The organism is Clostridium sp. UBA5988 (genome assembly GCF_002435615.1).
Classification (GTDB): Bacteria; Bacillota; Clostridia; order Clostridiales; family Clostridiaceae; genus Clostridium_J; species Clostridium_J sulfidigenes.
Window position 1 is genome coordinate 1 of the sequence record NZ_DJBA01000019.1, and the last position, 26976, is coordinate 26976.

Consider the following 26976-nt stretch of genomic DNA (forward strand, 5'->3'; position numbering starts at 1 on the left):
TTACATCTTCAATGTTTACTATATCATCGATATTAGTGTAAGCTACCTTCTCACAAATTAATACTGGATCTAAACAATGGATGAGGACCCTACTGGGGGAAGATGCAAAATTAGCACCTGCATCAAGCAATGCTTCGTAGTTTGATTGACAGGCACCTGCAAAAATAACCAAATCATCATAATTAGAATTATAACTTCTTAATAAAGAAACACATTCTACAAAGTATTTTGAGTTCCTATAGTTTCCAAGATCCATATAATCTAATATATTCTTGCTCATTCCATCATGGCCCGTAATTACAACTATATCTGGGTTTATTTCCTTTACTAAATCTAGTATCTGGGAGGGCTGATCCTTTTCTGCTATGACTTTACCTACAGCCTCAATGGATAATTGCTTATATGTTTTTAAACAAATATCTAGGTATTGAGGATCACCATCAATATGAAGAATTTTACCTGGTCTTCCAAAGAATAATTCACTATTTTTAAAAGATGTACCTTTCTTTTCTTTTCTGTTTATCTCAGTGTCTATAACTCTTAATGCAGCGGAACTCCCTCTTGTATATGACCTTGATAGCAAAACTTTCTTTAGAGCAGTATTTACTTTTTTATTAAATACTTTATCTTTCTCCCCAACTCCCTCACTATCAATAACCTCTAAATCATCTTCTATGCTATCTGCTTCAATTCTTATATTTAACCCCTTTAATAAATATTTTTTTACTCCCTTATCATCAGTTTCTATATCTATTATTTTAAAGACTATATCTTTATTATAAGATTTTCTTACTACTCTATCACCTATATTCACCTATATCTCTCCTCATGATTTCCTCTTTATATCATATGAACTTTACTTAATAATTGTGAGATATTAGACTTATTATATAGATATAAATAGATAAAAAGTTGTGGTATATCACATATTCCACAACTTTTTTAATATGCTCAAGGATAATCTCCTTAAATATTATAAAATTCTTTAAATTGTCTCATAAAGTTCTCAAATTTTTCTCTTTCTTGTATAAGCTCTTCCATTTTCTTGTTAAAAGTGTTTTGTACCCAATTTACTTCATTATAATAATACCTATTACATATTCTCCAATATCTTTGAGGGAACATCAAGAATGCATATAGCACCATATATTCATCATCCTCTATTGGAGATATTTCATTATAATTATCAATGATAAGCTTTGCTATTTCAAAATCCCATTCTCGCCTCTTTAAAACTTTAATCATAAAATTAGATAAATCAAAAGCTCTGACCTCTCTTTTACAGTAATCGAAATCTATTATACTTACTTCATTTTTTTCGTCTACTATTATATTGTGATAAGTAAAGTCATGATGGCAAAAGCTTTTTTCTTCCTCGGATATCCTACAAATATTATAATAATTAGATTGATTTAGAACCTCTAGGGCCTTTTGACCTAAAACTTTATAATAGTCCATTGATTTTATATAATTTAAATCAAAGTCTGTCTTATGATTCCTTTTCTTTCTAACCATTTCTTTCATCTTATCAAAGGATTTTATCCTTTTTTCCATTAAATGAGGCCATCTTCCTAAGTCAGATTTTAATTTGCTATTCTCAGATGGTTCATATCCCTTTGACGCTAAATGAAAATTAGCTAGAGCTCTAGATGCCAATATTAGATCATCATCACTATGGAAATCACATTCTCTCCCTTCTATCCATTGAGATAAAGTATAAATATCTTCGTTTACTAAAGCATATGGTTTTTCCTCTGTATTAAGATAATATCTATCTATGTTCTTAAACCCATTATTGTATAGATGTTCTTTAGCTCCATATACAAAGAATAATTTTTGAGTACCATAGCTTATTTTCTTTAAGCACCTGACACCTTTATTAGTTTTTAATTGATATACACCCTTATTAGGTTTAATATTTTCAATTTTAATATCAAATTGACGTTCAATTTCAAACTCTCTCATCATAATTTCGCACCCCCTCTATAATTTATATGTATCACCATGATAATTTAGAATAGCCATAACATATTTGAGTTTTAGTGAATAGTATGGATTATAATACCTATTGTAAAGGAGCATTTATATGAATATTGGTATAGACATTAGAGCTGCCAAATGGTACAGGGGTACAGGTATAGGAACTTATTCCTATCAGCTCATAAACGCTATTAATAAAATTGATACCTTAAATAAGTACACCCTCTTTAGTGATTGTAATTCTACGCCCATAAACTTTAACTCTAATTTTAAAATTTGCTCTACTCCTAATATAAATACTAATAATTTTTGGGAAAGTGTAAGTCTTCCTATAAATTTAAACAATGAAGATTTAAACATATATCATGTACCTCAAAATGGTATCGGCTTACCTTTGGATCATAATCTTCCTTTTGTTATCACTCTCCATGATACAATTCCAGCACATATGCCAGACACAGTTGGTGATAAATATCTTAGTCTTTTCAACAGTTCCATGGAGGATATAGTAAATAGATGTGATGGTATAATTACTGTTTCTAATTTTTCTAAGGAAGATATATCAAAGGATTTTAATTTCCCCAAAGAAAAAATATATGTTACCTATTTAGCTAGTGAAGATATCTATAAACCCCTTGATAAAATTCTATGCAGTACTATAATAAAAAAATACTATTCTTTACCTAAAAATTACATTTTATATACAGGTGGTTTCAGTCCTCGAAAGAATATTTCTGGTCTTATAGAAGCTTTTAGTAGAATTCATGATAAATTACCTAATGAAATGAAGTTAGTCATAGCAGGAACTAAGGGTAAATCCTATAGTATTTATAAGAATCTTTGTGAAAAGTTAAAAATTACTGACAAAGTCATATTTCCTGGGTTTATAGCAATGGAACATATGCCTTATCTCTACAATAATGCAGACCTTCTAGTTTATCCTTCCTTTTATGAAGGCTTTGGACTTCCTCCTATAGAGGCTATGGCATGCGGTATTCCTGTAGTTGCATCCAATGTAACTTCTATACCTGAAATCTTAGGTGATAGTGCACTACTATGCTCTCCCTATTCTATAGAGGAACTGGGAGAAAGTATCTTAAAGGCACTACTAGATAATGTATTGAGAAATGATTTAATTAATAAGGGTTTTATGAAAGTAAACTCTCTATCTTGGGAGAGCACTGCAATACAAACTCTAGATAGCTATAAAAAAATAGTCTCATCAGATAAAAAGGAAGATACATAGAGTATCTTCCTTTTATACTACATCCTAGGGGGGGCTAGGGTGTAGCCAACTTGTAAATATTTTTGAATGTTTCTACCATATCTTGTCTTTCCTCTATATCTTGCACTTTTTTTTGTATTTTATACAGGTAACTATTAAATTTCCAAAGTTTTTTTCTATAAAAATAATCTCTAGATATAGAGTAAAATCCTTCTGGGAATAATAACATTCCATAAAGCACTTCGTACTCTTCCTTTGATATAGGTGCTATAGAATTATATTCTTTTATAATTTGTTTCAACACATTGAAGTCATAGCAACTATTCTTTGTGGTCTTATTTATAAAGTTACATATATCATGAACTCTTAAATCTATTATGGAATAATCAAAATCTATAAAATATCCTTTATTATCCTTTATTAAGATATTATGATAAGCTAAATCATGATGACAAAGAATAAAATTATTTTTTTCCTTACATAGCTCCATGTAAGGTGACTTTTCTAATATTTCTATACTCTTTTTCATTCTTTCAAGGAAATAATCTACGTGAGTAAGAAATATTTCATGAAACTCATTTTTATTCTTATAACTTAGAGCCATAGTCTTCATATTTTCTAAATCCTGAAGCTTTTCCTTATAACTATTTATAAGTTTAAAACCCTTAAATCTGCTACAATCCTTAGAAAATCCTATGTCTCTCGATGCTTCATGCATCTCTGCTAGACTCCTAACTGCTATATTAATATCTAAAGGATTATTGTATTCACACTCTCTGCCTTCTATCAAATCCATAACTACATAGGTACTGTCCTTCCACACTGTGGTGATATGTCCCATATTATTTCGATAAAAATTTATGATTCTATCAAATCCATTGTTTGTTAGATAATCTATACCATATACTATAAAATATAAATCTTCCTTGGTATAATCTATTTTTTTTAATATTTTATTTCCCTTATCTGTTAACAGAATAAATACCTTTCTTAATGGAATTACATCCGTTACTAAAAAATCATAACTATTAAAAAGTTTTATATCTAAGTTGTATTTACTAAGCCATTCCTTATAAGAAAATCTATTTTCCATAATATTTCAGTCACCTCCTTATATTAAAGACATTTCATCCTCTTTAATACCATTTAATAACCTTCTTATATACTCCTCTTCATTCCAATTTTTTTTATTCTTCTTATACTTCTCATATATCTTAATAAATTCATAGGGATAAGATAACAGTGCTCTAATGAAGACTTTACTACTATCACCCAATCCTTCTAACTGACAAAATTCATCTATACACTTATTAAAATCCACCTTAAATCCCTTTCTCTTAAGCTTTACTAAAAAATAATAGCAATCCATCTCTACCATGTTATATGCTATGTCATCGAAATTTACAATTTCTATGATTTCACTTTTCCCTAGATTATCAAAATCTACATTAGTCAAACATATCTCTACATTATCCATACTTCTTGCAACTAACTCCATATAGCCATTATTCATTATGGTATCAATAACCTTTTCACCTCTAGCTAAAACTCTGTCTCCTCTTTCTAAAACTATCTCTTCTACTCTATCTATTGGTCCATTATCTTTAATTTTTTCTAAGCTACGTCTAAATTTTTTAAGCTGAATTTTATCATCTTCAATAAGCTTACAAGTGTGATTATTTATTCTTTTTCTTAAATATCCATTAAAGCCACAAGATAACTTATGGACTTCATTTATAATATGAATTTGGTTTATTACTTTTTCCTCTAATATGCGTCTACTTAAGGTCTCATTGCTTTTCAGCATAAAATTTACTTTTTTAACACCCTTAGTACATAAATATTGCTGAAAGCTATCATAAAAAAATCTATTCATTTTAACACCTCTACTTACGTTTATTTTTTTCTACTTTATTTATCTTCTTCAGTATTTCTTCTTTCTCCATTTCAAGCTCCATCATCTTCTTTTTTCTTTTTTTTATTTTCTTTAATTCTTTAACGTAAGCTTCCATGTCCTCTAATCTTTTATCATAATCCTCTATAGTTTTTAGTTCTTCCAGCTCTTCAATAAATTCACCATAATTTTTGTTTTCATTCTTACTCACATAATCCCCTCCTTAAAGATTATCTAGCTTAAATTCCCTAAAGATATTTATAAATTCCTGTCTTTCTTCTCTGTCATCGGCATAGGCTTTTAATTTTCTTAAAAAGAAATCCTCTCCCCACATTTTTTTCTCCCAATAATATTGAATTCCTCGTTGCCAATAATCTTGAGGAAATTCCATAAATGCAGCCATGATTTTAATATCATCTTGCTCTAATCTATGGGTTGATTTATAAGCTTTTAATATAATTTTTACTCTTTCTTCATTCCATCTTCCATACTTCATAGCTCTAATTAAAAGGCTAGATAAGTCATGTAAATGTGTATCTAAAATGCAATAGTCAAAATCAATGATATTAACCTTATTATCCTTGCCTATTAATACATTATGGTTGGCATAATCGTGATGACAAAATCCTCCTAGCCTTATTTCTTCAAGGATCTTATTTTCATAATTTGTATCACAAAGATTATTAATTGCGCAGTCACATCTCTGAAGCTCCTCTTTCATCATACTCAAATAGTACAAGTCCACATCAGTTTTTTTGTCTCTTCTATCTATAGTATCTTTGAAGCTTAATATTTCACCCTTTCTTGTCCTATACACTTCTATCCACTTAAACCAACCAACTCTAGGTTTCATATCTCTACTTACTATAAATCCTTCACTACATTTATGAAGCTGTCCTAATTTTTTAGCAGCTATAGAAAGTTCAATGGGATTTTCATAAGAACTCTCCCTACCATTAAGCCATGGCGTTACATATGCAAAGTTCTCATGGAATTTTATATAATCCATCCCTTTTGTTGTTCTTATTATGTTTGGTACATACTGAAATCCGTTGCTATCTAGATGCTTCATAGCTCCTAATATGAATAAAAAATGTGGAAGTTCATATTTTACTACCTTTAGACAATATATCTGTTTACCTGCCTCTACTCTATAAACGCTTTTTATTTTTTCTATAGAAGTTACTCGAATGTTATATTCTTTTTTCAATATTTCTGATATCTCTAAATCTTTCAAAAAAACCTCCTCCATAAACCTTCTATAGGTAATATATGATAACTCCAATAAATGTGTGTTTAGTTTTCAAGTATTTGTAACACTTATTTATTCCCTGATTAATATGTAATATATGGTTTTAAAAGGAGTGAAATTTATGAAGTTAGCCATAGATGGTAGAGGCATAAACTGGTATAACGGAAGTGGTATAGGAACATATACAGAAAACCTTTTGAAAAACTTACTTAACATAGATAGAAATAATTTTTATCAAATTTATTGGTCTGGTGAAAACTATGAAAGTTATCAAAAGGAAAATACTAATCTAGTTATGTGCTCAAAAAAATATCAAAGATTCTTTCAGGATAATTTTTTCCCTGAAGACTTAAAAAGAGAAAATATAGATTTATATCATATCCCACAAAATGGTATAGGGTTGACTCCTGAAGTTCATTGCAAAAAAGTAGTTACAATTCATGATTTAATTCCCTATATAATGCCTGAAACTGTAGGCAGAGGATATTTACTAAAATTTTTAAAAGAGATGCCTTATATCGCAGAAGCTAGTAACGGAATTATTACAGTATCAGAATACTCAAAACAAGATATATTAAGATTTTTCCCAATAGATGAGAGTAAAGTATTTGTTACTCCCTTAGCTGCGGATAAAAAATACATGCCCTTAGACAAAGAGCTGTGCAAAAATATAATAAAAGAAAAATATGATATAGATAAACCTTTCATTCTTTATGTTGGAGGTTTTAGTAAAAGAAAAAATGTATATTCCCTTATAAGTACCTTTAGTAAGTTAGTAAACCATATGGATAAAGAATATAATTTAGTAATTGTAGGCTCCTATAGAGATGAATCTCAGGAACTAGTAAAATTAGTTGATAAACTTAATATGAAAAGATATATAAAATTTACAGGTTTTGCACCTGATGAAGATTTACCTATTTATTACAATGCTTGTGAATGCTTTGCATATCCTTCGTTATATGAAGGCTTTGGATTACCACCACTTGAAGCAATGAGTTGCGGTACCCCAGTAATTTCTTCAAATACAACCTCTATCCCAGAAGTAGTTGGACATAGTGGTATTCTAATTGATCCACATAGTGATAAAGCTCTTTTAGATGCCATGGAACTTATGCTTGGTAGTGAAACCCTTCGAAATGAATTTAGCAAAATATCACTTTTGAGAGCTAAGGAATTTTCTTGGGAAAATACAGCTAAGAAAACTTTAGATATCTATAATGAAATCTATAAGAGATCTCTGGAATAAAGGTGATGCTCTTCTAAATGACTTTATTTTAAATATATATTTTCTGTTCTCATTGAAACATATAAAACCCTACAGTCAATATACACTGTAGGGTTTCATATGTTTGAAAAAATTTAATTATTAAGCTTAGTTTTAGTAAGATATTATTCCCCTCTAAAACTAAGCTTAAATTCATATTACAAGAACTCTTCTAACTCCTTTTCTTCCTTCATTTCATTAATCAGATGCTTTAACTCTTGATCCTTATTTTTATCCATTACTAAAATAACATCCCCTGCATCTACAATAACTAAGTCTTTAATTCCAAAACCTATAATTAGATTTTTCTGTCCAAATACTGCACAGTTCTCACTGGAATTTAAGTATGCAGAACCAACTATCCTATTACCATTGTGTTCATCTAAAAATCTAGTTAAGGATGCAAAGCTTCCAATATCATCCCACTGAAATTCGCTTTTTATTACATATCCTTTTCTAGTTTTCTGCATTATTCCAAAATCAACTGAGATACCATCAATTATCTTGTATTCTCTGTCTATAACTTCTTCTTCCTCTTCTTCTCCAACATATTTATAAATTTCACTTATAGAACTATACATCCTTGGTAAATACTTTTGCATTTCTCTTAGAAATACATCAGCTCTCCATACAAACATTCCAGAGTTCCATAGATAGGTACCTTTTAAAATAAAATCCTTAGCCACATCTATATTGGGCTTTTCTGTAAATCTAGCTACCTTATAAGTTTTCATAGAGCTTACCACTGGATCTCCCATTTCAATATATCCATAACCTGTTTCTGGCCTACTAGGCTCAATGCCTATAGTTATAAGCCCTCTTCTTTTTTCTGCAAGCTCTACTGCATTCCTCAAGGTATCTAAAAATTCCTTTTCTCCTTCTATATAATGGTCAGATGGTAGAACTACCATAACAGCATCCTTATCTCTCTTTAACAGCTTGGCTGCTGCAAGACCTATGCAAGTAGCGGTCTCCTTATTCAGGACATGGGTCTTTTTAGCTTAAAATTATTTATAAAACTTATAATAAACCTGTACTTTTTTATATCTAGTGTCTTTATCTTCAGTAACTACAATCCTATCTATTAAGCTTTCCACAATAGCTCTATCAAATTCCTCAAAATTTATAATTCTTTCTATTTTATCTTTATAACATTTATATTCATCATCTAAAGATTTTTCATCGTCTCCTACCTTGCTTAATTCTTCTTTTCTTTTAACTAGCTTTTCTTGCCTTGCTTGAACATTTTCTAAAATTTTCTTAAAATTTCTTTCATTTATTATCTCTTCAAGCTTATCTAAATATAGCTTTTCAAATTGCTTATCTAATTTTTGCAGTTCTCTTTGAATAGTATCTAATTCTGAATTTTTGTTTTTCTTTTTTGTTACCTTTGACTTTGCTTTTTTATAAATTTCAGCCTTATTAATTTTAGATACATAATTTTTCAAATCTGAAATAATAGTTTCTTTAAGATAATCTTCTTTTATTGAATGTGCAGTACATCTTTTTGCTCCTTGCTGACTATTTGTGCATTTATATCCTTTATATTTTTTTCTATAGGACATACTACCACCACACTCATGACACCTTAATATTCCTGAAAAAATATGCACTCTATCATCCTTATATCTATATCCCTTAGCTCTTTTTTGTATCTCACTTTGAGTTTTTTTAAAAATTTCTTTTGATATTATCCCTATGAATTCTTCACCTATTATCCATTGCTCTTTCGGTGTCTTAACTACTTTATTTACCTTGTAGCTTACTTTTTTATATCTACCTTGAGTCATATATCCTGCATATTTTGGATTTTTTAATATAGATAATATTGTATTGCTGTTCCAAAGTCCAAATTTAGAAAAAGCAAAATTTTCTAATCTTGCTGAGGGTGGCTTAATACCCTTATTATTTAAATAAGATGCAATTCTGCCTGCGCCCCACCCTTGCAAATATAAACTATAAATTTCCTTTACTATTTCAGTGGTTTCATCTCCAGCTGGTATAAGACATATAGTTTTAATATTTTCAATATAACTCTTTTGAAATGTATAACCATAAGGTGGTTTACTGGCAATAGAAGAACCTCTAAGCATTCTCTGTTTTAATCCATCTCTTGAACGCCTTGAACAGTCTTTTATATACATCTCATTTAAAATATTTTTAAATGGAACTATATCATTAACTTCCTCAAGGGTATCTACATTATCAAGTACGGATATAAAACGTATTCCATTTACCTTAAAATAATCCTCTAGGTAATAACCAGCAGTAATATAGTTTCTTGAGAACCTTGATAAATCTCTTGTTAAAACCATATTTATCTTTTTATGTTCTATATCTTCCTTCATTCTTATAAAGCTGTCCCGTTCAAAATTAGACCCTGAAAAACCTGCATCTTCATAAACTTCAATAAGATTGTAAACAGATTTCTCATCATTTTTACTTTTTTCTAAAAGCCATTTTTTAAGACTGGAAACTTGGGCTGGTATAGACTCTTGTTGTTCTTTTTTATCTGTGGAAACCCTAGCATATATAGCTACATTCCATATTTTTCTCATACCATTCACTCCCTTACTCTTTCTTTTTAGAGTAAATGGCAGTTGTGTGATTGTCTTTACTATAGCATATTTTATTTTTTTCTGTAAAGCTATAACATACAATCTTTTCTAATATGATTTTCTCCATAAGTTCTTCAAAATTCTTTTCCCCATAATAAAATTCTATATTTACTTTAGACACAAAAATCCTCCAGCATATTGCTTTATATATTAATATGCTGGAGGAAGGATTATAATGTAATGTAGTATCAATACATTATAATAACATCATATATAGGTTTTATAATTTCTTTATTTATGGTAGGATTCAATTTATCCCATTCAATAGTTTAATTAAAACATATTTCTATTCTCTTCAATAAAATCCTTCTGTTTATTTAAATAATCAATAAGAGGTTTTACATTGTTATTTGTAGATTCCTCTAAAGCTTTTTTATATTCAATTGAAGTTTCACCATTCATATATTTAAGTGATAATCTATTATCAAGTAATTGTTTTAAAAATATAAAGCGACCTATTCTTCCATTACCATCTTGAAATGGATGTATCCTTTCAAATTCTAAATGAAATTTTGCTATGTCTTCTAATGTTACTTCTTTTAGATTATTAAATATATTTATTAAAATACTCAATTTATCTTCAACTTCCCAAGGACTTGCTGTATCAAAGTTAGCTCCTAATATTTTATTAGAATACTTCTTAAAAACCCCCGCTAAACCTAAATCATATAGTCTAGTTCTATACATCAAACTACCATGCCACTCTTTTATCATTTCTAAAGTTAAGGGCTTATCTAAACTATCAATAACTAAATCAAATGTATAAAATGAATTAACAGTTTCTTGTACATCATCTAAAGTATGTGTTCCTGTAACTATATTTTTTTCCATAAGCATTTGTAAAGCTTCTGTTGTGAATGTACTTCCCTCTATTTTATTGGAATGGTAAATAAAATCATATTTTAATATTTCATTTAATGAATTATGAATACCCTTTGTTTCCTTTAATATTTGTAAAAACCTATCATACATTTATATAACTCCTATTCATTTAAAATAAATATTTTTATTTTGTCATGCTCTAAAGTACTGCAAAACTCTAATAATTTTCTATCTTTGATACTATCATATTAACCATATTTCATCAATGTTCAAATTACTCATAATAATACGTTTTTATATATTATACTCCATACAATATTAAATAAAAACCATACTTATCATTAACATATTCTGTTTGTCAATAATAGTTTAAAAAGAACTAGTAATTTAAACTTGCCACCATAAAGTATAGAAAAATCAAATAAAAGCATCAAATTTATTCACCTATATAAAGGTCTTGATAAATCTCATCATAAGAAATAATATAGTATTGTGATATAATTATGATTATAAATATTTCTAATTATTTTAAAAAGGAAGTGATAATTTCAATAAAAAAGGAGAAATAAAGATATATAAAGGAGTGTTTTAAATGAAAACTATAAAAACAAGGTTAGTAGCAACTTTTACACTTGTAATACTCATTATAACAGGAGCACTTGGTTTCATAACAGTTAGAATTATAAACAACAACTTAATTAGAGATGCCCATAAAGATTTACAAGTAATTGCTGAGGAAAAAGCCAAATATATTAGTTTAAAAAGAGATGCAGAGCTTATGTACATAGAAGGACTTGCCCAAAATAGCATTATTCAAGATACAAAAATCCCTATAAAGGAAAAAATATCTTTTTTAGAAAAAGAAGCAAAGAGAACAGGTTATGATACTTTTGCTTTTGCAGATATGAATGGAAAAGGTCAAGTATTAGATGATTCTGGAGCAGCTATAGATATCAGCGATAGAGATTACTTTAAACGAGCTTTAAAAGGCGAGCCTAATGCATCAGATGTTATCATAAGTCAAGTCACTGGAAAACCCGTTGTAATTTATGCAACTCCAATTTACTTAAACGGAAAGCAATCAGGAGTTTTTTACGGTAGAAGAGATGGCACAACATTAAGTGATATATCAAAAGAATTAACTTATGGTAAGACAGGTTATGGATATGTTATCAATAACCTGGGTACAGTAGTAGGACATCCCGATACAGATTTTGTTTTAAACCAGTATAATTTCATAGAAGCTGCTAAGAAAGATTCAGATATACAAGCAGTAGCTCAATTAGTAGAAAAACAAATGTTACTTAGAGAACCTGGTAGCGGAGATTATTTTTTTGATGGTGCAAATAGAATCGTAGGATTTGCCCCAGTACCGGATAGCCCTTGGATTATGGTGGTGTGTGTTCATGAAGATGAAATCTTAGCTGAAATAACTGCTATAATAAATATTTTAATTGCCTTAATTCTTGGTGCAATCATAGTTGGTGGAATTATTACATACTTTGTCAGTACCTCCATTGCAAAACCAATTTCTGCTGTTACTAAAAGAATTAATCAATTGGCTACTCTTAATTTCACTGTAAATGAAAAGGTAGAAGCTGCTAAAAATTTAAATCGGAAAGATGAAATAGGTAAAATAACCAGAGCTTTGAGAACTATGAGAGATAACGTAGCTGACTTCGTAGCTAAAACCTCTGAATCAGCTGAACAAGTAGCCGCTTCTTCAGAAGAACTTACAGCTACCTCAGAGCAAGCTGCTACAGCATCAGAAGAGGTTGCTAAAACTATTGAAGAAATTGCAAGAGGGGCAAATGATCAAGCTAAAGATACAGAAAATACTGCCTACAATATTGAAGAATTAGGAAAACTCTTAGATGAAGATGCTCAACATATAAAGGATTTAAATGAAGCAGCAGTAAAAATTAATACCGAAAAAGAAGATGGTATTGAAATATTAAAAAACCTTGTAAACAATACTGAAAAATCAAATGAAGCCACAACAAATATATTTGAGATTATTTTAAAAAATAATAAAAGTGCAGAAAAAATTGAAAATGCTAGTACTATGATTCAAAGCATATCAGAGCAAACCAACTTACTTGCACTTAATGCAGCCATAGAAGCAGCAAGAGCTGGAGAAGCCGGTAGAGGATTTTCCGTGGTTGCTGAAGAAATAAGAAAGCTTGCTGAAAATTCAAATCACTTTACTAATGATATAAAAGCTGTAATCGATGAATTAAAATTCAAATCACAACTAGCAGTAAATACCATGGATGAAGTAAAGGAAATTGTCAATGAACAAAGTAATAGTGTAAAAGAGACCGAATCAAAATTCAAAGGAATAGCTGAGGCTACAGAGCTTATAATGAATATTATTGAACAATTAAACCAATCATCAGACCTAATGGCAAAAAATAAAAATAATATCATAGAACTTGTTCATAATCTATCAGCTATATCCGAAGAAAATGCAGCTGGAACCCAGGAAGCTTCGGCATCAATGGAAGAACAGGCGGCAACCATTGAAGAAATTGCAAATTCAGGTGAAAGTTTATCCTCTATTGCTGAGGATCTAAATTCATTAATCGAAAAATTTAAGATATAAGGTGACATAATTGTTAAATATATAATGTCTAATAATTTGCTAATAAAAACCATTTATTAACTATGTAAATAAATTAATAAATAAAAAATTATATAAACCTTAAAATACGTCCTATAGGGCAGACAGTTTAAAAGTCTACTCTATAGGATATTTTTGTGTATAATAGAAAAATAAATATATCAAATCATTTTCCTTAAATTCTAAGGACCAGGTAAAATGACCTATATCCTCAACAAAGCGGTCTCCTTATTGCTAGGCTCTATAAATATATTTTCCTTATTTAACTCAGATAATTCTCCATGAATTTTTTCAATATATTCTTTATTAGTAACTACAAATATATTTTCTTTATTTATTAAAGGTTCTATCCTTTTTACTGTATTAGTCAAAAAGCTATCTTCATTGAAAACTTTTAAAAACTGCTTAGGATTATTAGAGCGAGACAGTGGGTACAACCTTGTACCTTTGCCCCCTGCCAAAATTAACGCGTATAACACAAGTATCACCTTTTATATTGCTTATTTTCATAATATGAACTTTAAAAGAAATTTGTGAAGAATAAAAACTTCTTTTAATATACCATTATAAGAAATTTTATCGTATAATTATAGAATAGTTTATGGAATAAATTTAATTTTGTAATACTTTTGTAATCTATATATATACCGTAGTTGTTAATATATAATTGACATCTAGTATAAAAAATACTTAGAAAGGGTGGTTTTACATTGGGTGATGATAAGACTTCTATTAATAGAAGAACCACTGTCAATAAAACAGCATCTATAGATGCTACAAAAAAGAGCTTAAAGAAAAAAAGAGCAAAGCAACGTAAACGACGAAGAATTATATCCATTACAATAATCTCATTAATTATATTCATTATAATATTCTTAGTAAGTATAAATTCTACTCTAGGTAGAATGAAACGTACTACAATCAATGATGACAATTTAGAAATTAGTGATAAATTTAAAACTAATGATACTTATACAAAAGAATATAGTGATGTTGTAAACATTGCTTTCTTTGGATTAGATGAGAAAGTTGATAATATACAACGTTCTGATGCCATAATGATTGGAACCCTTGATCCAATTAATAATAAAATTAAGATCACCTCTTTAATGAGAGATTCCTATGTTAATATTCCTGACTATGGATATGATAAGCTTAATCATGCCTACGCTTACGGGGGACCAGAACTGTCTATAAGAACTATAAACAAGAATTTTGATGTTAATATTACTGATTATGTTTCTGTTGATTTTTCAAAACTCGAAAGTATTATTGATGCTATGGGTGGAATTGATATGGAAATGTCTGAGACTGAATTAGAACATGTAAACAACTATCTAGATGTTGTATACACTGCTGCAGGTAAAACTCCAAAACATGTACACTTTGAAGAAAATGGCAAGGTTCATATGACAGGATATGAAGCTCTTGGATATACGAGAATTCGTGGAACCTTAGGCGGTGACTTTGATAGAACAGAAAGACAAAGAAAAGTAATGAATGAGATATTTAATAATATTTCAAATTCTGGGGTTGGTAAATTAGCTATTACAATGAATAAACTTCTTCCATTTGTAGAAACTAGCTTATCTAACTCTGAAATACTCTCTCTCGGTACTCAAGTTCTATCTATGAATAACACCCAATTAGAGCAAGCCAGATTTCCTAGAAATGAGTATAGTGAAGATTCTCTAATCAATGGAATTTTTTATTTTACTTTTGATGAAAATATAGCAAGAGAAGAGATTCATGACTACATATTTAAAGACAAGAAATTATGGGAAAGTGAAGTTTCTGATGATAGTGATTCTTCTGAAGGTGAATCTGATAACAACTAACTTATAAATATATTGTAATATTTATGTAAATATTATTGAAATATATACTTTATTATTATATGTAATATTATAATAATAAAGTATATGTTTCGTTATTATTATATTTTTAAAAATCATTTTATTAGAAAAAATTTAATTTTAGGATGTGATAACATTGGAAGACTTAAACAACAAAAACTTAAATAGAAGAAAAAAATCTCGAAATAAAAAGATAATTATTTCCTGTGTTGCTGTGCTTATAGTTATACTTGGTATTGGTTTGTTTTATGGAAATAATCTACTGTCAAAAATGAAAAGGTCAGATATTGATGAAAATGATCTAGGTATAAAGGACGAGGTTAAAGAAAAACTACAAACTAGTGAAATTAAGGATATAGTAAATATAGCAATCCTGGGTGTTGATGAAACTAAAACTGATGTAGGACGTTCAGATGCTCTTATGATAGCAACCTTTGACCCGGTTCATAAGAAACTAAAGATTACATCTATAATGAGAGATACCTATGCAGATATACCTGATTATGGAAAAGATAAGATTAATCATGCCCACGCTTACGGCGGCCCTCAACTTTCAATAAAAACTTTAAACCAAAACTTTGGCCTTAATATTGAGGACTATGTTAAAATTAATTTTAAAGAATTGAAAAAACTTGTAGACGCAATTGGCGGAATAGATATGAAATTATCCGATGAAGAAATTGTAGAAGTTGACAAATATATAGTAAGAGTTTCAAGTAAGTCAAATACTCCAGCAAAGACTTTAGTAAAAAATGAATCTGGTAAAGTACATATGGATGGTTTTCAAACCTTGGGTTATTGTAGAATTAGAAGTACTGCTAATGGTGACTTTGATAGAACGGAAAGACATCGTAAGATTATGACTGAAATGTTTAATAAAATCTCTAAAGCCGGTACTGCAGAACTTGCTTCAATGGCAACTAAACTATTACCTTATGTAGAAACCAGTCTATCTAACAAAGAAATAATTAACCTAGCAGCAAATGTACTTAACTTAGGAACTAAAAATATAGAACAAGAAAGATTCCCAAGAGATGAATATACTCAAAACTCAAAAATTGATGGTGTATTCTACTTATGCTATGATGAAGATTATACCGAGGAACAAATTCATGAATATATTTTTAATGATAGAAAAATATGGCTAGAACCTAACCCAAAGGTATATAATCACGATGCTGAACACTCACATGGTAATGAAATTTCAGATTATCAAAATACAAATACCGAAACTATATCACCTAATACCAATGTTAAACCAGAAGTTTCTACTCCAAGTAACAATGATACTACAAATAAACCCGATCCTGTAGATGACACTACTGATAAATCAGATGAAAATAAGGATGATAATTCTCAAGGTAATGATACACCAGTAGAGACTCCAGTTGAAACTCCAACTGAGCCACCTAAAGATGGTTCTACTGAAAATCCAACCCCTTAACGAGAGGAGATAATTATGAGTACAAATTCAACAAAGCCCTCAAGCACAAGTAAAAAGAGGCAAAACAGAAATAAAAGAAAAAAAAAGAAAGCTAATAAGATTATATTAATAATAATAACTCTTTTAGTACTTTTCATTACAATTGCAGTGACCTATGGATTATCAACACTAGGTAAACTTAATACAGTTGATTTTAAAAATAAAGATTTAGGTATTGATAAGTCTAACCCTAAATCCTCTTCTGATAAAATTAAAAATGTTGTACTTTTTGGTATAGATCAAAGTGAAGGTGATGTAGGTCGTTCAGATGCAATAATCATTGCCACAGTTGATTCTAAACACAAGAAACTTAAACTAACTTCTCTTTCAAGAGATAGTTATGTAAACATAGATGGTCATGGATATGATAAGCTTAATCATGCCTACGCTTATGGTAAAGAAGAATTAGCTATTAAGACTATAAATCAAAATTTTGGACTTGATATAACTGATTATGCCAAAGTTAATTTCTCTGAATTAGAAGAAATTATTGATATTATAGGTGGAATAGAACTAACTATAGACGAAGCTGAAGTTGAGTATATAAATAACTATGTTCGTGACTTATCAAATGATCAAGGAATTACACCACAATATGTAAATTCTTCTGGTGTACAAACATTAAACGGACTACAGGCTACTGCTTATTCTAGAATTAGAGCTACTAGTGGTGGAGATGACAAAAGAACTGAACGTCATAGAGCTGTATTAACTGCTCTATTCAACAAAGTTCAAAATCTAGGTATACTTAAATTACCATCAGTAATTAATGAAGTATTGCCTCATGTTCAAACTAGTCTTTCTACTTCAGAAATTTTAAGTTTAGGTACTAAAGTATTAACCTCTGGAATGACTGATATAGAACAACTAAGATTCCCACTTGCAGAACATAGTAAAGGTGATTCAATAGATGGTGTTTACTATACTACCTTTGATGAAGAAGTAACTAAAGAACAGATACAAAAATATATTTATGAAGATATAAAGCCAGAAACATCTTCTAATTAATAGGAGCTACATGGATTAAATTCCATGTAGCTCTTGCTTTTATTGTGGTAAAAACTCTTTTATACTATTTAAAACAGCTTCTTCTAATTTTAATAAATTCCTATCTGAAACTTCATTGTTCTCCCCAGTTACACCTAAGTATATTTTCATCTTAGGTTCTGTACCTGAAGGTCTTACTACAAAATAGCATCCATTGCAGAAAATAAACTTAATAACATTTGACTTTGGTAAATTAATAACCTCTTTACTAGAGTCTTCAACATTAATCCTATAACTTAGTTTATAGTCTTCCTTAACAGATACTTTATAATCTCCAAAGTTTCTTATATTCTCACTTCGGAAATACTCAATTATTTCTTTAATTTTTTCTTGACCATCCTTACCTTTTAGCTCTATGGATATTAACTTTTCTTTATAATATCCATAACTTTCATATAACTCTATTAATCCCTCATATAAAGTCTTACCTATGGATTTATAATAAAGAGTCATTTCACATATTAAAGCTGCTGCTATAACTGCATCCTTATCTCTAACGAAATCCCCTGCTAAATATCCATAACTTTCTTCAAAACCTAATAGGAACTTATTATTACCTGGAGCTTTTTCAAAGTTTCCAATAAGCTCTCCTATATACTTAAATCCAGTTAGAACTTCCTTAATCTGTACGTCAAATTTCTTACATATAGGTTTTATCATATCTGTGGAAACTATAGTTTTAATTATAGTGCCCTTAGTATCTAAATTTCCTGTTTCTCTTAAGGATGATATTATATAATGAGTTAATAATACTCCTACTTGATTACCTGTAAGAACTCTGTACTCTCCTTTATTATCTTTCACCACAGCCCCTATTCTATCACAATCAGGGTCTGTACCAAGGATTATATCAGGAGCAAAATCCTTAGCCATTTCTAAAGCTAGCTTAAATACCTTACTATCCTCTGGATTTGGATATGGCGCTGTTGGAAAAGCTCCATCAGGTAGTTCTTGCTCTTTAACTACCTCTACATTTTTATAAGAAAGTTCTTCTAGTACTCTTCTTACAGGAATATTTCCACTACCATGAATAGGAGTATATATTATTTTAAGATCCTTACCATGATTTTTTACTAGATCTTTTCTTATGGTAAGCTCCTTTACTCTTTCTATATATGAAGTATATATTTCTTCTCCTATATAGTTAACTAACCTTTTTTCAACTGCTTCCTTAATATCCATTACTGTAACCTGAGCAAAGGACTCAATATTATTTACAAAGGTTATAATTTCATTAGCCGATGCATCTGTAACTTGACATCCATCATCACCATAGACTTTATATCCATTATACTCTTTAGGATTATGTGAAGCTGTTAATACTATACCACCTTGGCAGTTTAACTCTCTTACAGCATAAGAAAGCATGGGTGTAGGTGTAAGCCTATCATATAAGTATACTTTTATTCCATTACCAGCTAAAACCCTAGCAGCGTACTCTGAAAACTCCTTAGACATATGACGAGAATCATAAGCTATTGCAACCTTTGGAGAAGTATATTTATTATTTAAATAATTAGCAAATCCTTGTGTTGCCTTTCCTACAGTGTATATATTTAACCTATTACTCCCTGCTCCAATTATTCCTCTTAATCCTCCTGTTCCAAACTCTAGATCTTTATAAAATCTATCTTCTAGTTCGATTTCATCAATAATGTTTTTTAATTCTGCTTTAGTGACCTCATCAATTTCAGGTGAATTAACCCATAAATTATATTTATCTCTATAATTCAATTATACCCCTCCCTATTATATATTTTATGTTCTTATACTTTTATTTTTTTGTCTTTAAATATCATATCCTTCATACTTTTAATAGTATTTCTATATAAGAATAAAACTATTAATATAACTATAATGCCAATAATTATTGTAATAATAGAAAATTCCATAAAACTTGTGTATAAAGCAAGAATAGATATAGCTAATATAGCTACTGTAGTCCTTCCTATACTATAATCTACTTTATAGAGTCTTCTAGATATTAAAGTTCTGGCATAATAAAATACTATATACGCTAGTCCAGTAGAAATACCAGCACCTTTAGCTCCTAAGGTTGGTACCAAAATACTATTTCCTATAACATTAAATAGGCAAGCTATTGAAGCTATTACTATGTGATATTTAGGTTTCTTTTTAAAATTTATACCTCCTACTGATACCTCTGACATGGTATATAATACAGGCATAAATACTAAAAATGGCATTATGTAAGATGCAGTTCTATACTTAGGGCCTAAAATTAACACAATTACATCTTTAAACAATATTATACCAATTCCTATTCCAAACATTAAAAAACTAACTATATCATTAATATTTGAAAAAAACTTTGTATCCTCTGGAGCTTTTTCGTACTTTTCAAAAGCCACGGGTATCCAAAAGGTTGCAAATGATGTCTGTAATATGTTTAATATGGCTATTATATTATTAGCTGAGCTATATATTCCAACTTGATAATCACCATAAAAAGCTTTTATTGCTATCTTATCAGCGGATTGGAATAACCATGTAACCAATACTGTAAAAATCAAGGGTATTCCATATTTTAAGATATCTAATTGAGAATTTTTAAGTTTTTTATCTTTAATGTTCTTAAAGTTCCAACTATCTCTCTCAGTAAATATAGATATACCTGCTATTACTGCATTAGAAATTAAGGTTGCATAAGCAAGAGTTAAGAAACTATTATTATATATCATAAAGAACAATGCTATAGACATAAGGTAACTAAGCTTTTGCATAACCTGTAGCATAGAATATAGTCTTCCCTTTTGCTTCATTCTTACTGTCAAAAGTGAAAATCTACTTATAGAAGCTAAAGTTATATTTAATATAAGTAATATTATAAAATTTGGATTATATTCAGATATTATATACTTTGATATAGGAACTTTAAATATAATGATTATAATTGATATTATTATATTTAAGATAAACGGAATTTTTATACTTTCAAATAATAATTTGTTTCTATTAACTTCATCCTCTTCATAAAAAAACCTTACATAAGATTGGTCTAGTCCACAGGTTATAATTAACATAAGTATACTAGCATATAAATTGAACATTCCAAACTTACCGTATTCCACAGGCTCTATTATCCTAGTTATAATTGGAGAGGATATAAGTCCTATGATTAAAACTAACCAATTCCCTACAGAGAAAGATAGAAACTTTCCAAGTAAAGAGTTCTTTTTTATACCACTTAATTTTGAATTTAAATTACTCATAATTTTTAAACCTACTGATTCTCTAGAAGTTGATCTTCTTGTACATCTCTTAGTACTTTTGCTGGACTTCCTATTACTACTTTTCTCGCTGGTATATCTTTTGTAACTAAAGACCCTGCTGCTGCAAATCCTTCCTCTTCTATAACCTTAGCTGGAAGTACTACTACTCCTGCTCCAAGTCTACCACCATTTTTAATAGTAATACCTTTGAACTTTCCAAATCTCTCCTTTGAACGGGCTGCATAGTTATCATTTGAAGTTACAACACAAGGCGCTATAAATACATAATCCTCCACAGTAGAATATGCAGTTAAATATACATTAGTTTGAATCTTACAATTTGATCCTACTGTGCAGAAGTTTTCTACAGTTGATCCTCTTCCTATAACTGTTTTCTCTCCTATAGTTACATTTTCTCTTATAGTTGCCATGTCTGCAATTAATGTATTATCTCCTATGATTGCTCCTCTATAAATTATAGTAGTAGCACCGATTAAACACCCTTCTCCTATGGTGCAGTTTGGTAACTTCTCTTCATCTTTAAATATACTGTTTACCCCCCTCATTGGAGTCTTACCTATAACAGTATTATCATCTATTCTAACATTATCTTTTATTATAGTATCCTCATGAATAACTACATTATGACCGATAATGCAGTTGTTTCCTATAGTAACGTTATCTTCAATAACTGTAAACTTTCCTACCTTAACATTGTCTCCTATAATAGCTTTTTCTGATATATAATTCATATATTACACTTCCTTTTTATCAATTGTTACCTTCTTTATATTGTATATATTTTCAATGGTTTTGTCTACTATATAGGAAAATCACAAAAGAGGCATATGCATTATAGCATATACCTCTAGCTTAACTTTTATTTAACTATTTCCCTGGAAGAATATCTATGGTTCCTTTAGTATTAGTAATAACTTCACTTATACCTATTGGTAATAATATACTTCCTTCTTCAAAGGATAGCTTTATATTTTCTAATCCTTCATATCTAAGTATTTCATCATAGTTAGTATTAGGTTCTTGACGCAATACAAGATCCACATAGCAATCTCCTTTTGATGATACACTTGTTACAACTATAGGATTTTCTTCATCTACTCCATTGATATTTAGCTTTATCTTATGGAGACTAATCGCCATATAGTAATTTGTTGGTATTTTTAACCTTATTGTCCATTTACTTTGTCCTTCATAATTATAGTCACTTGGTGTTTCCATCAAAATTGCTTCTTTAACTACTTCATTTAACTCCCTTTGTACTGGATTTTTCAAAGGAGTATCTTTTACTGTTAAACTTACATTATATCCATTATTTTCAACATGAAGATAACCTAAAGATTTACCATCTTTATCAAAAAGTTCTTTATTAAATCCTAGCTCATTCCAGCCAAACCTATCTCCTATAAGTAACTTCCAATTCCATGGCCCTTCTTCTTTATTTATAATATGACTATCATACAATTTAGTATCACCATATATAACATAACCAGAATTCTTTATATCATCTGTTATATCTATATCAGAAGTTATATCTATGGCTTCAGCTTCAGAGCTATTAAAAGCCTTAAGAACTCCATCCTCTTTATAAAAAACTTGAGAATTGAAGTTTATTGATAATATAGTTCTTCCGTTATCTAAATATTCAGTTGTAGCCTCTGGTATATAACCATACTCCTCATCTATAACTTTATTAATTAAATTTACTATATCTTCTAAAGTATTAACTGTCTCACTACTTTTTTCTATGTTTAATAATACAGAATTTAACATAGCATCTCTTAGAAAATAGTTTACCTTAAATTTATCATCTAGTCTGCTAGATAATTCTGCATCATTAAATATTTCTTCATATATTTTATCCGTAAATAAGGATATCACTTTATCTCTTTCCTCTGCACTCTTTTTAGAATAATCCTTAGCCCATCTATTTATAGATTGGACTAGTGTTTCCACTTGCTCCGTAAACCTTACTTCCATGCTTAAATTAGTTTCAGAAGCTGAAATATTTCCTTTTGCTTCATATTTAACTCTAATGAAGATATTTGTAGTAAAGTTCTCTCTTATGTCTGAAGGTAGTATATATATTCTATTATCTTTTACTTCAAAGAGGTCATTAGGAACAATTTTACCTTCTTCAAAGTCTGATACACTTACTATTTCATAAGAAGTAAATGGACTTAATGTTTCTCCTGGTACTATCTTAATAACTTCATCTGTAATATCTTTAGCAATGTTACCTTCATTACCCTCAATAGTTATTTGCTTTATAGCAGAATTATATTGACCTTCAAACTTTGATGATTCTATATTGACCTTACTTCTATTTATGCCCTGATAAATAGCGTTCTGAACTTCAACCTTATTTTCAAACCCTTTGAAGTTACTAGGATGCATTCCTCCTCTTATGGATGATGCAACTATAAGCTTATAATTTTCACTATATGCTTTTACTTCTTCTGGTATTATAAACTTTCCTGAATCTAAAAGTAATTCTTTTATTTTTATATCATTCTTTTGTTTTACATCCCAAGGCTCTCCGCCACTTTCATTTAAAATCTGTTTACATTCATTTATTGCTTTAAGGTTAATATCAGTATTGTCAGCTGCTATTTTTTCTTCTTCAATTTTCTTTCTGTCTTCTTCTGATACACTTGAAGCCTTTTTAATAATTGAGTCTTCTGGTAACTCAACATTTGGAGTAATATTACTTACCATGGTTACTAACGCTTTGTCATCTACTGCTTTTTCCTCGCCGCCACTAATCATTGATATGTTAGCTGCATCATTGTTAATAATTAAGTTATTAACCTTTGAACCGTCAATGAATTTTATTTTCTTATCTGTATTGACATCAATACTATTAACTTTACCCGCAATTTGAACTTCTCCTGTTCCCTTTACAGCTATATTAGTATCTTGTGAGTTTACATTTATTTCTACAGGTTTTGAGTTATTTAGATTAACTTTATTAATAGTATTATTATCACTTATACTTTCTATAAGAGCTCCTGTATTTATATTAATTTCAGAGACTTTAGATTCCCCTTCAAATTTAATCCTAGGAGTAGATTGAGAATTTACTTTTATGTTATCTATAGTTCCACCTGAAATATATATCTTCATTTCTTCACTGATATTTCTAGTAGTTTTAAATCCTTTAATGGAGGAAACTACATCACTTGTAATCATTTCTTTTACAGTAACATTATTAAGTGCTAAAAAGCTCTTTGGATTTATAACATTTATTTTTTCTATATTACAGTTAGTAACCTTAAGAAGTTGATCTGTTTCAATATTTAAGACCTTGGCAGTTACGCCTGTAATAACTACTTCTTCAGTTCCCTTTACACTAACTACACCATAGTTTCCACTTGTTAAAGTATTGGTTCCTGTACCAAGTTCAATATTAGTTACAAGCGGTGGTGTCTCTTCACCAGGATTTCCTTCACTTGGTGGTATTACTACTGGTGGCTCTGGCGGAGTTACTACTGGTGGCTCTTCCGTATTTCCACTATCTTCTTCATCCTTTGGTAATACTACTTCAACAGGCTTATTTCCATCAACCACTGTATCCTTAAGAATTTCAGCCTTTTCTATAACTCCATTATTTTTTATAGTTATACCTTCTATCTCAACTTGTAGATTTACTAATTTACCACTATTATTAATAGTTGAACCTATAGCAGTTTCAACAACTTGCACATTCTTAATTGTTGATTTTTCCTTAACTATTAACTTAGTATCTCTACCCTTAATTTCAACCTTGTCTACTGAACCTTGAATATTAACTGAAGCATTATTTCCTTCTACTAAAACTTCATTAACTTGTCCATCTATTTCAGTTATAGAATCCTTATTTAATTGAATTCTCTCTATACTTCCTGTAGAAGAGTTCACAATTCTTCCTCCATTAGTATCATTGACTTTAATAGATAATAGTCTTCCCTCATTAGTAAAAGTACTACCTTTAATATCTTCTATAATGAGATCCTTAAACATTGTTCCCTTATTAACAACCTCAGCATTAGGCATATTTACTGATACATTTCCTTTAAACATACCATATATATTTAAGGTTATATATTTTGAAGTAACCAGGTCTATATTTGTTTCTATAGGTGCTGAGGGTCTAAAGTTTACTACATCATTGCTTCTAATTTTAGATAATAAAGCTTTTAACTCATCCATGGTAGTAACATTAAACTCTTTACTTTGTTGTGTATCCTTTAAAGCTTTTATTGTAGAAGTGCTTATTCCTCCACCTATTTGTATAAACTCTTTAATAATTTTCTTTTCTGCAACTTCCTGTTGAGTCTTATCCAGCTTATTATTCACTATAATAACTGGAGCTTTATCTCTAGCAGCTAATGGTCCTACAGCAAGAGCATCTACTATTTCGTTTAACTTATTCATTCCGCTTTTTGCTACATAGGCTTTATCTAACTCTTCATCAGTAAAGAATCTATCTATTACATTTGCATTAGTTTCATGTCTATTACTTCCTCCAATTCTCTTGGCCATTGGTAATTCTTTTTCTAACGCATCACCTAAAACTCCACTACCTCCTATAAGATATGAAGCTTTTATATCTTCTCCCTTTATCCATGTGTAGGAATCTTTATCTCCATTAGTTTTAGTTGAAATTATTGGCATATTATTTTGAGCAGCAACGGAAGCTACTGAAACAGCATCTGCTAGCCCTTTTTCTCCATTTACAATAGCTACTTCAGATACATCTTTAACTGTATCTAAGCTTTTAGCTACCTTTATTGAAGTCTCATATCTATTTTCTCCACTTATTCTTTCAACTATAATTTTCATACCTTCAAGATTATTTTTCACATTATCAGATACTACACCCTTACCTCCAATAATGTATACTTTTTCAGTACCAAGTCTTTTTAATTCTTTAGCCGTATCTTCTTGTAACTTGTCTGTATTTGTTAATAGTATAGGTGCACCCTTTGTATAAGCAAATGGTGTTGCTGATAAAGCATCTACCATTGCATTGCCATTTACTAATACAACCTCCTTTGCTGAAGTCCATCCAGCTTTACTTACTTCTACTGCAGTTGTAAATCTATTTTCCCCGAAATAGACTTTATCCTTTACTTCATTATTAGTTGAAGCAAAGGCTACAACATCTGTCCCTAGTACCATAGATATCACTAAGGCTAATGATATCAGCTTTTTTGTTCTTTTCATAGTTTTCCCCTTTCAATCTGTATAATATTGTATGTCACTTGAATATTATAATATATTTCCAAATATTTTACAAGAATATGTAGAAAATATCATTTATATCTCACTATGCAATTTATAACTTTAGAAATTCATCTTATGATTATCAAGACTTACTGAAAAATGCTCCGTGGTTAATCAAAGTTATAAGATTTGGAGGGAACCTATATTAACATACAACAAATAGTTATATATTAAACTATTTATATATGTTAATAGGAAACTATGTAACTATATAACTATATAACTAGTTAACTAGTTGTTGTGGCCTCAAGGGTTTCAGACATTTTGCTATTTTAAAGAAGTGAAAATAGCCAATGATATTCTATCACTATAATTTTCAATAGAGCCTGAAAAAAACATGGATTTGTGCAAATTATGAGCGGTAAGGCTATTGTTATGATAAACTTTTAA

Annotated in this window: 20 protein-coding genes and 1 pseudogene; 6 read left to right on the forward strand and 15 right to left on the reverse strand. The window is 29.5% G+C overall.

The window, feature by feature from the left end:
* Positions 1 to 814, reverse strand: an 814-nt coding sequence (gene yabG / locus B3J31_RS03635) for a sporulation peptidase YabG (protein ID WP_346873602.1), incomplete at its 3' end; no start/stop codon positions are given.
* Between the two features lie 152 nt (positions 815 to 966).
* Entirely contained in the window at positions 967 to 1968 is a 1002-nt protein-coding gene (locus B3J31_RS03640) for a CotS family spore coat protein (protein WP_346873603.1), read from the reverse strand.
* Between the two features lie 118 nt (positions 1969 to 2086).
* Between B3J31_RS03640 and B3J31_RS03645 the strand changes: the two genes are divergently transcribed.
* Entirely contained in the window at positions 2087 to 3226 is a 1140-nt protein-coding gene (locus tag B3J31_RS03645) for a glycosyltransferase family 1 protein (RefSeq protein ID WP_346867072.1), read from the forward strand.
* A gap of 34 nt (positions 3227 to 3260) precedes the next feature.
* Here the strand turns inward: B3J31_RS03645 and B3J31_RS03650 are convergent, their stop codons facing one another.
* From B3J31_RS03650 to B3J31_RS03665, 4 genes are read right to left on the reverse strand one after another with little or no spacing between them, the layout of a single operon-like run.
* Positions 3261 to 4298: a CotS family spore coat protein gene (locus B3J31_RS03650; RefSeq protein WP_346867071.1), complete on the reverse strand. Its 1038-nt coding sequence runs from the start codon at positions 4296 to 4298 to the stop codon at positions 3261 to 3263.
* A gap of 18 nt (positions 4299 to 4316) precedes the next feature.
* Positions 4317 to 5081 (reverse strand): hypothetical protein, encoded by a 765-nt coding sequence (locus B3J31_RS03655; RefSeq protein ID WP_346873604.1) that lies wholly within the window; start codon positions 5079 to 5081, stop codon positions 4317 to 4319.
* Positions 5082 to 5091: 10 nt separating this feature from the next.
* Positions 5092 to 5310, reverse strand: a complete 219-nt coding sequence (locus B3J31_RS03660; RefSeq protein WP_150846273.1) for a hypothetical protein — start codon at positions 5308 to 5310, stop codon at positions 5092 to 5094.
* Positions 5311 to 5322: 12 nt separating this feature from the next.
* Positions 5323 to 6336: a CotS family spore coat protein gene (locus tag B3J31_RS03665; protein WP_150846272.1), complete on the reverse strand. Its 1014-nt coding sequence runs from the start codon at positions 6334 to 6336 to the stop codon at positions 5323 to 5325.
* A 136-nt stretch (positions 6337 to 6472) separates the two neighbouring features.
* On the opposite strand from B3J31_RS03665, the gene B3J31_RS03670 reads away from it, so the two are divergent.
* The gene (locus B3J31_RS03670) at positions 6473 to 7600 is read left to right on the forward strand and encodes a glycosyltransferase family 1 protein (RefSeq protein WP_346867069.1); all 1128 of its coding nucleotides are present in this window, start codon (positions 6473 to 6475) and stop codon (positions 7598 to 7600) included.
* Between the two features lie 176 nt (positions 7601 to 7776).
* Here B3J31_RS03670 and B3J31_RS03675 read toward each other — a convergent pair.
* The 4 genes and pseudogenes from B3J31_RS03675 to B3J31_RS03690 form a co-directional block, all read right to left on the reverse strand.
* Positions 7777 to 8598 (reverse strand): annotated as a pseudogene (locus B3J31_RS03675) (mannose-1-phosphate guanylyltransferase); the annotation flags it as partial.
* Positions 8599 to 8625: 27 nt separating this feature from the next.
* Complete coding sequence (locus B3J31_RS03680) at positions 8626 to 10176, reverse strand: recombinase family protein (protein WP_346873605.1); 1551 nt, start codon at positions 10174 to 10176, stop codon at positions 8626 to 8628.
* A 13-nt stretch (positions 10177 to 10189) separates the two neighbouring features.
* Entirely contained in the window at positions 10190 to 10357 is a 168-nt protein-coding gene (locus tag B3J31_RS03685) for a hypothetical protein (RefSeq protein WP_346873606.1), read from the reverse strand.
* Between the two features lie 152 nt (positions 10358 to 10509).
* Positions 10510 to 11208, reverse strand: coding sequence for a Fic family protein (locus B3J31_RS03690; protein WP_346873607.1), 699 nt, complete (start codon positions 11206 to 11208; stop codon positions 10510 to 10512).
* Positions 11209 to 11650: 442 nt separating this feature from the next.
* On the opposite strand from B3J31_RS03690, the gene B3J31_RS03695 reads away from it, so the two are divergent.
* Positions 11651 to 13663 (forward strand): methyl-accepting chemotaxis protein, encoded by a 2013-nt coding sequence (locus B3J31_RS03695; protein WP_346873608.1) that lies wholly within the window; start codon positions 11651 to 11653, stop codon positions 13661 to 13663.
* A gap of 221 nt (positions 13664 to 13884) precedes the next feature.
* On the opposite strand, the gene B3J31_RS03700 is transcribed toward B3J31_RS03695, so the two are convergent.
* Positions 13885 to 14160 carry a sugar phosphate nucleotidyltransferase gene (locus tag B3J31_RS03700; protein WP_346873609.1) on the reverse strand — a complete coding sequence of 92 codons (276 nt, stop codon included), beginning with the start codon at positions 14158 to 14160 and terminating at the stop codon, positions 13885 to 13887.
* A 231-nt stretch (positions 14161 to 14391) separates the two neighbouring features.
* Here B3J31_RS03700 and B3J31_RS03705 point away from each other — a divergent pair, with 231 nt between their 5' ends.
* From B3J31_RS03705 to B3J31_RS03715, 3 genes are all read left to right on the forward strand, one after another.
* Positions 14392 to 15519 (forward strand): LCP family protein, encoded by a 1128-nt coding sequence (locus B3J31_RS03705; protein ID WP_346873610.1) that lies wholly within the window; start codon positions 14392 to 14394, stop codon positions 15517 to 15519.
* Between the two features lie 154 nt (positions 15520 to 15673).
* Positions 15674 to 16981, forward strand: a complete 1308-nt coding sequence (locus tag B3J31_RS03710; RefSeq protein ID WP_346873611.1) for an LCP family protein — start codon at positions 15674 to 15676, stop codon at positions 16979 to 16981.
* 15 nt (positions 16982 to 16996) lie between these two features.
* Entirely contained in the window at positions 16997 to 18028 is a 1032-nt protein-coding gene (locus B3J31_RS03715; protein ID WP_346873612.1) for an LCP family protein, read from the forward strand.
* A 39-nt stretch (positions 18029 to 18067) separates the two neighbouring features.
* Here B3J31_RS03715 and B3J31_RS03720 read toward each other — a convergent pair whose 3' ends face one another.
* From B3J31_RS03720 to B3J31_RS03735, 4 genes are all read right to left on the reverse strand, one after another.
* Positions 18068 to 19801, reverse strand: coding sequence for a phospho-sugar mutase (locus B3J31_RS03720; RefSeq protein ID WP_346873613.1), 1734 nt, complete (start codon positions 19799 to 19801; stop codon positions 18068 to 18070).
* Positions 19802 to 19833: 32 nt separating this feature from the next.
* Positions 19834 to 21300 (reverse strand): lipopolysaccharide biosynthesis protein, encoded by a 1467-nt coding sequence (locus B3J31_RS03725; RefSeq protein WP_346873614.1) that lies wholly within the window; start codon positions 21298 to 21300, stop codon positions 19834 to 19836.
* Positions 21301 to 21311: 11 nt separating this feature from the next.
* A complete protein-coding gene (locus tag B3J31_RS03730) occupies positions 21312 to 22052 on the reverse strand; it encodes an N-acetyltransferase (RefSeq protein ID WP_346873615.1) in 741 nt (246 codons plus the stop codon).
* Positions 22053 to 22188: 136 nt separating this feature from the next.
* Complete coding sequence (locus B3J31_RS03735; protein ID WP_346873616.1) at positions 22189 to 26526, reverse strand: cell wall-binding repeat-containing protein; 4338 nt, start codon at positions 26524 to 26526, stop codon at positions 22189 to 22191.
* Between the last annotated feature and the right edge of the window lie 450 nt (positions 26527 to 26976).

Excerpts from the sequence above, each read along its gene's own strand:
- B3J31_RS03640 (WP_346873603.1), bottom strand. The coding sequence starts at position 1,968 with ATGATGAGAGAGTTTGAAATTGAACGTCAATTTGATATTAAAATTGAA.
- B3J31_RS03645 (WP_346867072.1), top strand. The coding sequence starts at position 2,087 with ATGAATATTGGTATAGACATTAGAGCTGCCAAATGGTACAGGGGTACA.
- B3J31_RS03650 (WP_346867071.1), bottom strand. The coding sequence starts at position 4,298 with ATGGAAAATAGATTTTCTTATAAGGAATGGCTTAGTAAATACAACTTA.
- B3J31_RS03655 (WP_346873604.1), bottom strand. The coding sequence starts at position 5,081 with ATGAATAGATTTTTTTATGATAGCTTTCAGCAATATTTATGTACTAAG.
- B3J31_RS03670 (WP_346867069.1), top strand. The coding sequence starts at position 6,473 with ATGAAGTTAGCCATAGATGGTAGAGGCATAAACTGGTATAACGGAAGT.
- B3J31_RS03680 (WP_346873605.1), bottom strand. The coding sequence starts at position 10,176 with ATGAGAAAAATATGGAATGTAGCTATATATGCTAGGGTTTCCACAGAT.
- B3J31_RS03690 (WP_346873607.1), bottom strand. The coding sequence starts at position 11,208 with ATGTATGATAGGTTTTTACAAATATTAAAGGAAACAAAGGGTATTCAT.
- B3J31_RS03695 (WP_346873608.1), top strand. The coding sequence starts at position 11,651 with ATGAAAACTATAAAAACAAGGTTAGTAGCAACTTTTACACTTGTAATA.
- B3J31_RS03715 (WP_346873612.1), top strand. The coding sequence starts at position 16,997 with ATGAGTACAAATTCAACAAAGCCCTCAAGCACAAGTAAAAAGAGGCAA.
- B3J31_RS03725 (WP_346873614.1), bottom strand. The coding sequence starts at position 21,300 with ATGAGTAATTTAAATTCAAAATTAAGTGGTATAAAAAAGAACTCTTTA.
- B3J31_RS03730 (WP_346873615.1), bottom strand. The coding sequence starts at position 22,052 with ATGAATTATATATCAGAAAAAGCTATTATAGGAGACAATGTTAAGGTA.
- B3J31_RS03735 (WP_346873616.1), bottom strand. The coding sequence starts at position 26,526 with ATGAAAAGAACAAAAAAGCTGATATCATTAGCCTTAGTGATATCTATG.